This is a genomic window from Acinetobacter sp. YH12099 (assembly GCF_013419195.1).
GTDB lineage: Bacteria > Pseudomonadota > Gammaproteobacteria > Pseudomonadales > Moraxellaceae > Acinetobacter > Acinetobacter towneri.
On the sequence record NZ_VPAP01000001.1, the window covers coordinates 183,466 to 197,404 of the forward strand.

The following is a 13,939-nucleotide window of genomic DNA, read 5'->3' on the forward strand; positions in this document are numbered from 1 at the left end:
TCTTAGCCTTGATCATTTCTAAGTGACTTAGGCAACAATCCACAATCAAAATACCTAAGCAATAACTTGATTGATAAAAAAACGGAACCGAAGTTCCGTTTTCTATCTTAGATCATCTACAAGTTTTAAGCGGCTTGCACAGGCACGCCACTATGAAAACGGAACAAATCATCTGGACTTAAAATCAGATTCTTTTCCACTTCACGTATATGCTGAATTCGTCCCTGAATATCTTCTTCAGGGTTTTTCAGTTTTTCCGTTTTTGCAACATCCAAAGCCAGTGCTAAATAGTCTTCATAATGACGTGATTCTGATTTAAGCAAATAACGGTAATACTTACCTAATTCTTCATCCACCAGTGGTGCTAGCGCATAAAACCGCTCGCATGAACGTGCTTCTACAAAGGCACCAATCACCAAAACATCAATCAATGCTTCGGGTTCATAGGTGCGGATTTCTTTACGTAAACCACCTGCATAACGCCCTGCACTTAAACCTTGCCACGTTTGCCCGCGCTTTGCCATGAACTCTAGCACCTGCTCATAATGCAGCATTTCTTCGCGTACCAACTGTGCAAGTTTGACCTGTAAATCGGTAAAAAAGCTATAACGAAACATCAAGTTCATGGCTGTGCCTGCTGCTTTTTTCTCACAGTTGGCATGATCTTGCATCAAAATATCTAAATTATTTAATGCTTCATTCAACCATTCTTTAGGTGTTTCACAGCCTAAAAATGCTATTACAGGCTGCATCAATTCATCATAATTTATGCTGGACATAACGTTTCAAATTTTATCTTTCAATTTCAAATATACAGATTAACGCGCTGCATCAATCGCGGCTTTCATGCGTTTAACAGCCTGCTCCAATCCGACAAATACAGCATCACCAATTAAAGCATGACCAATATTTAACTCATGGATGTATGGAATTGCGGCAATTGCACCTACATTATCCAAGTTCAAGCCATGCCCTGCATTAATCACTAAGCCACGGCTAGCTGCATATTCTACGCCCTGAACAATACGGGTCAATTCAGCTTGCTGTGCAGCTTCATTTTCTGCATTGGCATACGCGCCTGTATGGATTTCAATGGTCGGTGCACCACATGCAACGGCCGCATCAATTTGTGCAAGATCTGCATCAATAAACAGTGACACATCACAGCCAATTGCTGTTAATTCCTGAGTAGCGGCCTTAACTGCTGCAAAATTGCCTACTACATCCAAACCACCTTCAGTGGTTACTTCTTCACGGCGCTCAGGTACCAAACATACATGCTGTGGACGAATTTCCTTGGCAAACTCGATCATTTCTTCAGTAACTGCCATTTCCAAATTCATGCGGGTTTTCAACAACGGACGCATACGACGCACGTCATCATCCTGAATATGACGACGATCTTCACGCAAATGCAAAGTAATCCCCTCTGCACCCGCCTGTTCACAAACTAATGCGGCCTTCACAGGGTCTGGATAGTTCGTGCCACGCGCTTGTCTTAAAGTTGCCACATGGTCAATATTGACACCGAGTAAAGCCATAATAGGTTCCTACATTACGCTTGGGTTTGAGAATTCTGAATCCACAATTGGCGACTTTTTAAAGGTCGATCACCCAACAGTGAACTAATCATTTGTCGATACAGCCGAGACAGTAATTGTAACTGCTCTGGGTTAAAATCCCTACCTTTTTCATAGTCGCACATACTCAGGATCTGTGCGCCAAGCAAATTTGCTCGTGATACTTGCGCGGTGGGGATAAAACCATCATTCAGTTGAAAATGATAATGTAGATTGGGCTGAATCGGCTCTTGGTTCGCATCGACTGAAAAATCAATCGCATAGCCTAATTCTTCCAATAATGCATGTTCAAACTGACGTAAAATTTGTCTTAAGAATAGATTGGGATTTTCTTGACTAGATAAGTGTTGTAAATGCGCCAAAGTCTGGTGATATTGCACAAAAGTTTCTGGCATTTCCACTTCGGCAGAACATAAGCGCAGCACGATTTCATTTAAATAAAAGCCTGAAAAAAATGCATCACCAAAGAAGAAAACCGGTTGATTGACAATTTCCAGCTTGGTGAAATTTTTAAGGTCTGATTTTCCCGAAGCTTGTATGCGAATCGGTTGATATTGTGGCGGTGGCATTTGTCTTAAAATACCATCAACCCGCCCATGTTCGCGGGTAAACAAGTGCACAATATGGCTACGTTCGCGGTATTTTCGATGATGGATTAAATAACCATGCAAGATTTCATTACGCATGATAGCGTCAATTAATCCTGTTCTTTAGAGGATTCTTGTTTGGATTTTTCTTCGTCATCACCATCTGGAATGACAGCACCAACTACAGCAGCAGTGCCTTTCACCACACCCTTTGTAGTTTTGTAGGCAACTTTTACGGGAACTGTCACAACTTTGTGAATACAACCTTGCAAGACAAACATACATGCCACAATGGCCAACACTTTCATCATCACAGTTCCCTTTTCGTCAAACTTAGATATCGCTATATCCTAAGCTTTTTAATGCACGTTCATCATCAGACCAACCACCTTTGACTTTCACCCAAAGCGTCAGCATGATTTTTTGCTCGAACATTTTTTCCATGTCGACCCGTGCATCCATACCAATTTTTTTCAGCTTCGCGCCTTTTTCACCAATCACAATGGCTTTTTGACCAGAGCGATCTACAAAAATAGTGGCATCAATATAGGTACATGGTGCTTTCATACGACCCGTTTTTTCATTTAAAACCGCATCTTCAGTTTTAAATGATTCGATTTGCACGGTTAAATCGTAAGGCAGTTCTTCGCCCAATTGGCGCATGATCTTTTCACGGATAATTTCAGATGCCAAGAAACGTTCTGAACGGTCTGTGATTTGATCTAGCGAGTACAACGGTGGCTGGAATGGCAAATAGCGTTCAATCGTGTCACGCAAATGATCTAGGTTCGCGCCGCGCAATGCCGATACAGGTACAATTTCGGCAAAGTTCATTAACTTGGCACGTTCTTGAATAATCGGCAAAGCCTGATTTTTATTCTCAAAAGTGTCGAGTTTGTTAATCACTAGAATCACTGGCATTTCTGCATTTTTCAGCTTTTCTAGGACTAACTCATCATTTTGCGTCCATTTTTGTGCATCTACCACAAACAAAACCAAGTTCACATCACGCAAAGCAGATGATGCAGCACGGTTCATCATTTTGTTAATGGCACGGACTTCTTTTTTGTGCATCCCTGGGGTGTCTACAAACACAGCCTGAGATTTTTCACGTGAATCAATTCCCACAATTTTGTGACGTGTGGTTTGCGGTTTACGTGAAGTAATGGATAGTTTTTGACCCAATAAGTGGTTCATGAGGGTCGATTTACCCACATTCGGGCGACCAACAATCGCAACAAAACCACTGCGGAAATCAGATGGAATTTCAGTTCCCTGACCGCTAAAGAATTGGTTAATTAGGTCATTGGCGTCGTTATTCGACTCGTGATCAGCATCTACGTGATCGGAATGGATGGTCATTCAGACTTTTGCTCCAAGAATTTTAAAATATCTGCCGCAACTGCCTGCTCGGCAAAGCGACGGCTTGAACCTTCACCCTTCATTACAGGTAAGCTATCGACTCGGCATTCCACAATGAAATGCTGATTCGGTGCATCGCCCTGAATATCTACAACCTCGTAAACCGGGAGAGGTTTTTTACGTGCTTGTAAATACTCTTGTAAGCGTGATTTAGGGTCTTTGAGTTGATCAGTTGGCTCAATATGATCTAAATAAGGGCTGTACCATTTTAGCACAATCGTTTGCAGCAAATTCAAATCACCGCTATCGACATAAATAGCGCCAATAATCGCTTCTACGGTATCTGCCAGTATAGACTCACGATGATGACCGCCAGATTTCAATTCTCCCGTACTGAGAATTAAATTTTGGCTGAGCTTTAAATCATTGGCAATTTTGCCTAAGGCTTCCTGACGTACCAGTGTTGCCCGCATGCGCGTTAAACGCCCTTCATTTTCATGTGGATAAGCCACATATAAATAATTGGCAACAATCATTCCCAATAACGAATCGCCTAGAAATTCCAGACGTTCGTAATTGTGTTTATGACTCACCGAGCGGTGAGTCAAAGCCAGTTTAAGCAATTCAGGTTGCTTAAAATGATAACCGATTCGGCTGGCTAGACGGGTCTCATTTAGCTTGGACTGAGCTTTGATCAAAACTTTTCTCGAACTTCATTACAATATCAATATTCAATAAGAAAGGTTTTCTTATTTCATATTCTTTTTTCACTTCTAAACCATCTACGTTGGTCACTTGAGCTACATCTGCAAATTTAATATCGCGAATGTTGTTCATGCTTAAACGCTTGTCCATTTCACCAATAAACTTTTGTGGTGATAGGTTTTTTGGCCCATTCAACAATTGCTCTTCAATTTGATTGTCCAACATTCGATCATCGAAATATGGTCCCCAAACCGCAATTGCCACTTTTGCCATAAATGCAAAACCAATAATTGCAATTAAAATTGCAATATAGGATGCCCCTTGTTGATGACGCATTTTTTATTTTCCTAATCTGCTGTATTAATCAATTTTGCCGTTACGACTAAATGACGGCAAATTAAACCCAGGCTCTTTATGCATCCACACATAGAATGCACGACCTGTTAGGTTTTCCTCTGGTACAAAACCCCAAAAACGACTGTCAGCACTTTGATCGCGGTTATCCCCCATCGCGAAGTAATGACCTTCAGGTACTTTGACTTCCCAATATAAACCATTTTCTGCTGAATATTTACCATTGTCTACATAGTTCAGGAATGGTGCCTGACGCGCCACGTTTACACCTTCAAGCTCGCGCATGGTAAATGTATGCGCCCCTAAAGTTTCCTGATGGTAAATTGAAGTAGGTGTATCTAGACTGTCTTTTTCACGGCTAAACTGGATTGGGGTTTTCGTTACTTTCTCGCCATTAATGCTCAGCTGACCATGATCATAAACAATATGATCGCCTGGTAAACCGACAATACGCTTAATATAACTAATGCTTGGTTGTGGTGGATAACGGAACACCGCAACTTCGCCACGCTCAGGCGAACCCACATCTATAATTTTGCTGTTTATAATTGGCAAACGCACGCCATATTCAAACTTGTTCACCAAAATAAAATCGCCCGTTTCTAAGGTTGGCACCATAGAATCTGACGGAATATTAAATGGTTCATACAGGAATGAACGCAGTACCATCACCACTGCCAAAACAGGCCAAAAATCATAAGCCCATGTGATAATGAAGTTTTCATTGCCTCGCCCTTTCGTTGCTCTTTGCTTAAATACAAATTTATCGAGCAGCCACACCGCAATAAAAAATAATGTGGCAGGAACGAGAATCAAATTAAAATCAAAATCCATGGGTTTATTATCCTTATAATTTTAGCGTTCGACTTTAAGTACAGCTAAGAAAGCTTCTTGCGGGATTTCAACACTTCCCACTTGCTTCATACGTTTCTTACCTTCTTTTTGCTTGGCAAGTAGTTTCTTTTTACGAGAAACGTCACCGCCATAACACTTCGCAAGTACGTTTTTACGCATCGCTTTCACGGTTGAACGCGCAATAATTTGCGCACCAATCGCAGCCTGAATAGCCACATCAAACATTTGACGCGGAATCAAGTCTTTCATTTTTTCAACCAAGGCAATACCACGGTGACGTGCATCTTGACGGTGGCAAATCATAGCTAAGGCATCGACTTTTTCACCGTTAATCAGTACATCGACTTTAACCAAAGATGAGCTTTCAAAACGGACAAAGTTATAATCTAACGATGCAAAACCACGTGAACATGACTTCAATTTATCAAAGAAATCCATCACGACTTCTGCCATTGGAATTTCAAAAGTAATAGACACTTGGTTACCCAAGAATTTCATGTCTTTTTGCACACCACGACGCTCAATACATAGGGTCATGACGTTACCCAAGTATTCTTGCGGCACTAAAATATGACATTCCGCAATCGGTTCACGCAAATCTTCTACAGTTGAACCATCAGGCATTTTAGATGGACTGTCGATATAAACCGTTTCGCCATTTTTCATCACAGCTTCATAAATAACCGTTGGTGCCGATGAAATTAGGTCTAAATCGTACTCACGCTCTAAACGCTCTTGTACGATTTCCATGTGCAACATGCCCAAGAAACCACAACGGAAACCAAAGCCTAAAGCATCTGAACTTTCAGGTTCAAAGAACAAAGCTGAGTCGTTAATTTGTAGTTTGTGCAAGGCTTCACGGAACGGTTCAAAGTCGCTGGCATCAATTGGGAATAAACCTGCATAAACCTGCGGCTTAACTTTTTTAAAGCCTGGTAAGGTTTCTACTTCTGGTGTAGTTGCGAGTGTGATGGTATCACCCACTGGCGCACCAAAAATATCTTTAATACCCGCAATAACAAAGCCAACTTCACCTGCTTCCAAAATACCTGTTTCGGTATGTTTTGGATTAAAAATACCAACTGAGGTAATAATGTGCGTTTGACCTGTCGATTTCATCAACATTTTATCGCCTTTACGCACGCGACCTTGCTTGATACGTACCAGCGACACAACGCCCAAATAGTTATCAAACCATGAGTCAATAATTAAGGCTTGCAATGGCGCATCACGATCACCTTGTGGTGCAGGAATGACATTCACCAAGGTTTCTAATACATTGTCGATGCCTAAACCTGTTTTAGCCGAACAGGTGGGTGCATCTTGCGCTTCGATACCAATAATTTCTTCAATTTCATGAATCACGCGCTCAGGTTCTGCCTGCGGTAAATCAATTTTATTCAGTACAGGTAAAACTTCTAAGCCTTGCTCAATTGCGGTATAGCAGTTTGCAACTGATTGCGCTTCTACCCCTTGTGCCGCATCGACTACCAATAGCGCACCTTCACAAGCTGCCAAAGAACGTGATACTTCATAGGAAAAGTCAACGTGTCCTGGGGTGTCAATGAAGTTTAACTGGTATTCCTGACCATTTGGATGGTTGTAGTATAAAGTCACTGAGGTGGCTTTAATGGTAATCCCACGCTCACGCTCAAGCTCCATAGAATCCAACACCTGAGCTTGCATCTCACGATCTTGTAAACCACCACAGGTTTGAATGAAACGATCTGCTAGAGTCGATTTACCATGGTCAATATGGGCAATGATCGAAAAGTTACGGATGTTTTTAATATCAACAGTTTTTTTAGCTTGCGCCATGGGTTACCTTGAAAAATAACACGCTCTGCACCTCAAAATTCATGCAGAGCAAAAGCCGAATAGAAATTGCGAAGGATTATAGCAGATGGATTTTTCAATGTATCCATAATAATGACTTCCTTTTGCAGCCTCACGCGTTTTTCTTTTTATTCGAGAGTTTCAGGCTTTTTATGCAGAGATGTGTGTCGTAATTAAAGTGAGAATTGAAGAATACTTCATGCTATTTGAAACAGGTGAATACCCTCTTTAACAACATCGACAGCAATAACATGCAGCAACTTTCAATGACGCTACACTTGGTGCTTCAACTCATCTTAATGAATCATACTCACTAAAATCCAACGGATTCACATCAGCAGCAAGGGGTTGATAGGCTTGCGTAAATGTCGGTGACATGCGTTTTGGACGACCTGTAGCAATTTCCACACAAGCCCATTGTGTATTGCCCATAAACAGCAGACTTTTATCTTGAGGGCGATAAAACGCATATTGGCGGAATGAATACAACGCATTCAAATCACTTAACCATGTACGCAAAATCAGCTCCTCACCTTCGAGTGCCGCTTTACGATATTGCACATGATGTTCCACCGCCACCATCGCATGTTTTAGTTTTAAGTATTCCAGCACCCCTAAACCTAATGTTTCGATATGTGCCGATGCTACATCCTGCATCCACTGCACATACACCACATTATTTACATGCCCTAAAATATCAATATGTTCTGGCTGTACGGTGATTTTTAAATCAAATATGCTGCTCATGTCATCCTTTTAACTAAAACGGCGATGTCGGTCTAGTCTAACAAAAATACCGAGTTACATAAAAAAGTCGCCCTAATTCAAGAGCGACTTCCTTAAAATAAGTGGCTATTTAAAGTTTAGCAAGATTCTAAATTTTAGATAGATTTACGATTTTATGCCACATCAACTTATTGAATACGCATGCCAATAATCGCACGTTGCCCTTGACGGATAATCACCACACGCGCAATTGTACCTTGTTTCAAGGTAGATACTGTTTCAACAAATTGGTTGGCATTTTGGATGGTGGTGTTATTCAGTTGCACAATCACATCACCTGGCATAATACGTGCCTGAGCTGCCGAACCACCACGACGCACTTCCTGAATCAACACACCGCCTTTAATATCTAATTGGCGTTGTTCTGCAACGCTTAAATCACGAATCGACACCCCTAAAACAGGGCCTTTGGCTGCGGTATCAGGGTTGTTTTTGGCAGGCGTGTCGTCAGGTGCTGTGCTCACCGTAGCGGTAATATTACGGCGTTTATCATCGCGTAATACTTCAAGCTGAATACTTTGATTTGGCACTGAACGGTTTAAATAGTTCAACAATTCAGACGTTCTGGAAATAGGTGTGCCGTTGTATTTAAGAATCACATCGCCCGCGCGCAAACCTGCACGTGCCGCAGGTGAGTTTGGTGCAACTTGAGTAATTAATGAACCTTCAGGCTTACTGAGTTTATAAGATTCTGCCAAATTGCGGTCAATATCTTGCAAACTCACCCCTAAATAAGAACGAGTCACTTTACCGTTACGCTTTAACTGATCGGCAACATCCATGGCAACATCAATAGGAATGGAGAATGACAAGCCCATATAACCACCCGTACCACTAAAAATACGGGAGTTCACGCCGACCACTTCACCGCGCTGGTTAAATAGTGGCCCGCCTGAGTTACCTGGGTTAAGCGCCACATCGGTCTGAATAAATGGCACTGAAGTTTCACCCATCATATTACGCATTTTGGCACTCACGATTCCTGCCGATGCAGAATAGTCAAAGCCAAATGGTGAACCAATCGCAAGTACAGGCTCACCTACACGTAATTGATCGACATTGCCTGTACGCAGTTCTGGATAACTGCTGCCCTGCACTTTTAATAACGCGACATCGGTACGTTCATCACTACCCACGACAGTTGCATCAAGTTCACGGCGGTCATTCAGTACAATGGTAACTTTAGAAGCATCTTCAACAACGTGGTGATTGGTTAAAAGGTATCCATCTTTACTGATAAAAAAGGCACTGCCGTAACCTGTTTTTTCTTGTGGAATTTGCTGTTGAGGAATAATCACTTGATTGCCAAAAAAACGGCGTAAAATTTCTGGAACCTGTTGTTGTAAGAGTTCTTCCTGACTCATTTTTTTGACAACATTGACACTCACCACCGCAGGACTAACCTGCTCAACCAAATTAGAAAAGTCTACTGGTGGTGCTGCTTGAGTCTGCACAGTTGCCATAGTAAAAACAGCCGCATATAAACCTTTTTTTAAGTTGCGATTTTTCATAAATAGCATTCACTCAATAATAATTATGACTTTGAACTCACCTTATTTAGCACAAAATAATAGGCTTTTGCGTAATAAAATGTTGAATCTTTTTCAATTACGGTTTGGCAGGCACTGTGGAGGATAGCTGAGATAGCATCTTATATTTGACCCATCAAAAATGATGCGCCAAAGTGCTATAAATGAAAAGCGTGGAATCGAATCACAATAAAAGTGGGATATTCCATAAAAGTTGCCAGTTTATTCTTTTTTTTCATTATTCAAATCCACTTCGCACTTGCCTTTTTCTGTAAAAAGGGGTGTCATTATCCAACTTTTTTCAAATTAGCTGATGGACATGCCTAATTTAAACACAACACATCAATTTGATGTGATTATTGTGGGAAGTGGTGGTGCAGGTTTGAGTTTAGCGCTCTCATTACCCCAGCATTTCAATATTGCCGTTTTGGCGAAATCTACCCTCACTGAAGCCAGCACCTTCTATGCGCAAGGCGGTGTCGCGGCAGTGCTTGATGAAACAGATTCAATTGAACAACACATAGATGACACTATGATTGCAGGTGCGCATTTATGTGAAATGGATGCCGTCAAACAAACCGTAGAAGGCGGCAAACCTTCGGTAGATTTTCTGCTGAGACAAGGTGTTCAATTTACTTTAGATGAACAAGAACAGTTGCACTTAACCCGTGAAGGCGGTCACTCACAGCGACGTATTATTCATGCAGCCGATGCAACAGGACGCGCAATTTCGACCACTTTAGTACAACGTGTCCAAGAACAGCAAAACATCACCATTTTTGAAAATTTTATTGCGATTGACCTAATTACCTCGCAAAAATTAGGTTTAAATGAAAGCAATCGCACTTTAGGCTTATATGCACTAGATGAAAAAACACAAAAAGTGCATAGCTTCCTTGCTCCGTTTACCGCACTTGCCTGCGGTGGTGCAATGAAAGCCTATCTATATACATCTAACCCAGACATTGCCACAGGTGATGGTATGGCCATGGCATACCGTGCAGGTTGCCGTGTGGCAAATATGGAGTTTAATCAATTCCACCCGACCTGTTTGTATCATCCCCAAGCACGTTCGTTTTTAATTACTGAAGCCATGCGTGGTGAAGGTGCATATTTGCGTTTACCCGATGGTGAGCGTTTTATGCTGCGTTTTGATGAGCGTGCAGAATTGGCGCCACGTGACATTGTAGCACGTGCGATTGACTATGAAATCAAACGCTTAGGTATTCGTCATGTGTGGTTAGACATCACCCATAAACCTGCAGAATTTGTGAAAGAACACTTCCCAACGCTGTATGCACGTTTACTGGAATTGGGCATTGATATCACTACCGATATGATTCCTGTTGTACCTGCTGCCCACTACACTTGTGGCGGAGTAATGGTGGATGAACATAGTCAAACCGATATTGCAGGTTTATATGCGATTGGTGAAACTTCTTATACAGGTTTGCATGGCGCTAACCGTATGGCAAGTAACTCTCTTTTAGAATGTTTTGTCTATGGAATGGCTGCCGCCAAACATATTGAAGCCCATTACACTGCAGATTATAGCTCGCCTGAAGTTCCTGCTTGGGATGATTCGCAAGTGACGAACCCTGACGAAGATGTGGTGATTTTACAAAACTGGGATGAGCTACGTGCAACCATGTGGAACTATGTCGGCATTGTACGCACCACTAAGCGTTTAGAGCGTGCCTTACACCGTATTGAAATGCTAAAACGTGAAATCACCGAGTATTATCAGGACTATCAAGTCAGTAAAAACTTGATTGAGCTGCGTAATTTGGTTCTGGTTTCTGAAATGATTGTGCGCTGTGCCATGCAACGCAAAGAATCACGTGGTTTACACTTCACGCTAGATTATCCAGAGCTTGCGCCTGAATTGCGTAAAACTGTGCTCATTCCACCAAATTTCCAAGTGGAAACTCCATTGGTGAATGAGTGATCTGATTGCTTGTTACACAACAGCATTTGCATAAAAGTATCTGTGAATAAAGTGCATTTGAATTCTAATGCAAGAAAGCACCGAATCGTGTTCCATAACACGATTCGATATTTTATCATTTTGAATATGATGACGTTAACTTACTAAACCTCCCCCCAAGAATTCATCAAGTTGAGTTTTAGATTACGGCTGCAACTTGAGTACCATCTTGAATAAATGCTTCTAAGCGAACTTGACCAGCCAATAGTTGCTGTAATTGGTGGCTAATTATGTACTGCAATTGCTGCCGTGTCTGTTCGTCTATAGGCGCATTTTGCAATTGTTTTGACAAATGCTGTAATGCTGCTTGAGCCCCCAACTGCTGCATTTTAATTGCATACAGATAGCCCAACACCACTCCTTTCTGCACATAATTTGCAGCTAAATCATGCTGCAGATGATAAATCAAAGCACCCATCACCCGTTCATTGGCTGAGAGTTTACGCAAAGGGTCACGTGCCACACGCTGACACGGGTCTTTATAGGCATGTTCACATGAGTCCAGAAAGCTCTGTGCCAGATGCTTTAAGTTTTGCTGACGATGCGGCAACTGTGCAGCTAATCCCAACGCTACTTGTGCCGAAACAGCGCGGGTAAAATCTGCAACCAATGGGTCTGCCATTGCGACACCAATACTGTTATGCCCTATTAAACTGGATAACCAAGCCATCATGGCATGTACACCATTCCATAAACGATTTTTAATGAGTTGGATTTCGGCAATATCATCTACCAAAATCATTTGACGCATGTGTTGCAATAATGGACTGGCATTTTCCACATAAATAGGCATGTCACTTTCAGCATGAAATAAAATTAAATCCATACTTTGCAAAATGTGACTGGGCTGAAAATTGCGTCTTAAATCTTCTACATATAAGGTGGCTTGACGCTCTTGCTCAGGCTGCAATCGAGTATTGTCTTCAATTTCAATTGGCTCTGCTTCGTCATCCAACTGAAATTGCTTAAAAATATTATACTTGATGCGTAATTGGCGATATAAGTTTTGATCGCTTAATTTAGAGACCATTCTATTTACGACAGTATCGCAAAAATAATGCTGCTCCATAATTTTGGCTGCCGTATCGGGATCCAACAACGCCTCTAACGCCTGATGAATATGCGTCATCAAGAGCTGTTTTGCCCCAACTTTATTTAAAATTACCAAAATAGTTAAAGGCTGATAGAGTTCAACTTGCGCTATAAAACGGGCATATAAGCCCTGCGCAATTACTTTAGCCTCTTGCTGTAAAGCATGTTCAGGCAAACATAATGCAATTAGGCTCGACTCCACATACATTTGCTGCATCTGCTGCAAGTTCTCCGCATCAATGATGTGCATATTTTCAATTCGTTCATCATAAGAACATTGTCCATAACGAATTGAATACGTTCCAAAGGCGTTTACTGCAGAACGATATAAGGTATTCCGTGTAGAAGCATAAATACGTTTAGGACGGGTATAGCCATCCCAGTGCGATAAAATTTGGGCCAAATAGCCCCCACCTATTGCACCAAAACCATGAATCCCCACACTCAACTGATTTAAAGTTTGCGGGAAGGCCTCTTGTAAACTCGGCATTTCCAATACAGGAATAACTTGATTTAAGTCATCTAAATAAGCTTGCATACTTGCGTAATAATGCTGCGTGAGTAACAACATATTAGCATTAGGTTTTTTGATATCCCGAAATAGTATGGTTATGCCACCCGCTGCATGTGCAGATTTGATTCCATTTTCAGAATCTTCCAGCATGAAACATTCGCTGGGTTCTAGATTAATTTTTTGTGCGGCTGTTATAAAAATTTCAGGATGTGGCTTGCCCTGTTGCACCTCATCGCCACAAACTAATACATCAAAAAACTTATAGACATTGGCATTAATCAAATATTCTTCGGCAATGGCACGACGACTAGACGTAGCAACCGCCATTCTCAAGCCAGACTTTCGTAACCGCTCTAATACCTGCAACAAACCTTTTTTAATGGGCACACCAAAATTGCGCACACTTTCTAGTTCTAGTTCATCAGCACGCTGACGGATCTCACGGTAAGGAATGTCTGCACCATATTCTGCTTGAGCCAGTTGTTCAGCGCTCTTTGCACTCAAACCCAAACATTGCATGAGGTATACGTCTGAAAATTCAACGCCAATGAGCTCCTGAGATGCCTGCTTCAATGTTTGAAACCGTAATCGTTCAGTATCAAACATTGTTCCATCCATATCAAAGATTGCTCCATGAACAATATTGTTCTTAAATTTAAGCATTTAGCTCCCTTGTTTTATTACTTACGGGTTGCTAGCTTAGACAAAAGCAGATTTGATCTATATGAAAAACATAAAATGAAATATTTGTG

At 41.5% G+C, this 13,939-nt stretch carries 13 protein-coding genes; 1 reads left to right on the top strand and 12 read right to left on the bottom strand.

What is annotated here, in order from left to right:
* Nucleotides 1-125 precede the first annotated feature (125 nt).
* The 11 genes from FTU39_RS00895 to FTU39_RS00945 all read right to left on the bottom strand — a co-directional run bounded on the left by FTU39_RS00895 (nt 126) and on the right by FTU39_RS00945 (nt 9,576).
* Nucleotides 126-779, bottom strand: coding sequence for a tRNA-(ms[2]io[6]A)-hydroxylase (locus tag FTU39_RS00895; protein WP_179990068.1), 654 nt, complete (start codon nt 777-779; stop codon nt 126-128).
* 39 nt (nt 780-818) lie between these two features.
* Complete coding sequence (pdxJ, locus tag FTU39_RS00900; RefSeq protein ID WP_179990141.1) at nt 819-1,544, bottom strand: pyridoxine 5'-phosphate synthase; 726 nt, start codon at nt 1,542-1,544, stop codon at nt 819-821.
* Between the two features lie 11 nt (nt 1,545-1,555).
* Entirely contained in the window at nt 1,556-2,269 is a 714-nt protein-coding gene (gene recO / locus FTU39_RS00905) for a DNA repair protein RecO (RefSeq protein ID WP_180008383.1), read from the bottom strand.
* Between the two features lie 8 nt (nt 2,270-2,277).
* On the bottom strand, nt 2,278-2,478 hold the full coding sequence (locus FTU39_RS00910; protein ID WP_019837686.1) for an NF038104 family lipoprotein: 201 nt from the start codon (nt 2,476-2,478) through the stop codon (nt 2,278-2,280).
* A 22-nt stretch (nt 2,479-2,500) separates the two neighbouring features.
* Nucleotides 2,501-3,529: a GTPase Era gene (gene era / locus FTU39_RS00915; RefSeq protein WP_004971721.1), complete on the bottom strand. Its 1,029-nt coding sequence runs from the start codon at nt 3,527-3,529 to the stop codon at nt 2,501-2,503.
* A complete protein-coding gene (gene rnc, locus FTU39_RS00920; RefSeq protein ID WP_180051607.1) occupies nt 3,526-4,227 on the bottom strand; it encodes a ribonuclease III in 702 nt (233 codons plus the stop codon). Before rnc ends, era begins: the two co-directional genes overlap by 4 nt.
* Nucleotides 4,199-4,570, bottom strand: a complete 372-nt coding sequence (locus FTU39_RS00925) for a DUF4845 domain-containing protein (RefSeq protein ID WP_004971723.1) — start codon at nt 4,568-4,570, stop codon at nt 4,199-4,201. Before FTU39_RS00925 ends, rnc begins: the two co-directional genes overlap by 29 nt.
* Before the next feature lie 24 nt (nt 4,571-4,594).
* Nucleotides 4,595-5,422, bottom strand: a complete 828-nt coding sequence (gene lepB / locus FTU39_RS00930) for a signal peptidase I (protein ID WP_004971724.1) — start codon at nt 5,420-5,422, stop codon at nt 4,595-4,597.
* Nucleotides 5,423-5,443: 21 nt separating this feature from the next.
* Nucleotides 5,444-7,261: a translation elongation factor 4 gene (gene lepA, locus FTU39_RS00935; RefSeq protein WP_004971725.1), complete on the bottom strand. Its 1,818-nt coding sequence runs from the start codon at nt 7,259-7,261 to the stop codon at nt 5,444-5,446.
* A 309-nt stretch (nt 7,262-7,570) separates the two neighbouring features.
* Nucleotides 7,571-8,026, bottom strand: coding sequence for a thioesterase family protein (locus FTU39_RS00940; RefSeq protein ID WP_004971726.1), 456 nt, complete (start codon nt 8,024-8,026; stop codon nt 7,571-7,573).
* 167 nt (nt 8,027-8,193) lie between these two features.
* The gene (locus FTU39_RS00945) at nt 8,194-9,576 is read right to left on the bottom strand and encodes a Do family serine endopeptidase (protein ID WP_131261155.1); all 1,383 of its coding nucleotides are present in this window, start codon (nt 9,574-9,576) and stop codon (nt 8,194-8,196) included.
* 331 nt (nt 9,577-9,907) lie between these two features.
* Between FTU39_RS00945 and nadB the strand changes: the two genes are divergently transcribed.
* Complete coding sequence (nadB, locus tag FTU39_RS00950) at nt 9,908-11,542, top strand: L-aspartate oxidase (RefSeq protein ID WP_154320890.1); 1,635 nt, start codon at nt 9,908-9,910, stop codon at nt 11,540-11,542.
* Nucleotides 11,543-11,720: 178 nt separating this feature from the next.
* Here the strand turns inward: nadB and mtlD are convergent, their stop codons facing one another.
* Entirely contained in the window at nt 11,721-13,850 is a 2,130-nt protein-coding gene (gene mtlD / locus FTU39_RS00955) for a bifunctional mannitol-1-phosphate dehydrogenase/phosphatase (protein WP_154320891.1), read from the bottom strand.
* Between the last annotated feature and the right edge of the window lie 89 nt (nt 13,851-13,939).

Coding starts and splice junctions, on each gene's coding strand:
- FTU39_RS00895 (WP_179990068.1), bottom strand. CDS start 779: ATGTCCAGCATAAATTATGATGAATTGATGCAGCCTGTAATAGCATTT.
- FTU39_RS00910 (WP_019837686.1), bottom strand. CDS start 2,478: ATGATGAAAGTGTTGGCCATTGTGGCATGTATGTTTGTCTTGCAAGGT.
- era (WP_004971721.1), bottom strand. CDS start 3,529: ATGACCATCCATTCCGATCACGTAGATGCTGATCACGAGTCGAATAAC.
- FTU39_RS00925 (WP_004971723.1), bottom strand. CDS start 4,570: ATGCGTCATCAACAAGGGGCATCCTATATTGCAATTTTAATTGCAATT.
- lepB (WP_004971724.1), bottom strand. CDS start 5,422: ATGGATTTTGATTTTAATTTGATTCTCGTTCCTGCCACATTATTTTTT.
- lepA (WP_004971725.1), bottom strand. CDS start 7,261: ATGGCGCAAGCTAAAAAAACTGTTGATATTAAAAACATCCGTAACTTT.
- FTU39_RS00940 (WP_004971726.1), bottom strand. CDS start 8,026: ATGAGCAGCATATTTGATTTAAAAATCACCGTACAGCCAGAACATATT.
- FTU39_RS00945 (WP_131261155.1), bottom strand. CDS start 9,576: ATGAAAAATCGCAACTTAAAAAAAGGTTTATATGCGGCTGTTTTTACT.
- nadB (WP_154320890.1), top strand. CDS start 9,908: ATGGACATGCCTAATTTAAACACAACACATCAATTTGATGTGATTATT.
- mtlD (WP_154320891.1), bottom strand. CDS start 13,850: ATGCTTAAATTTAAGAACAATATTGTTCATGGAGCAATCTTTGATATG.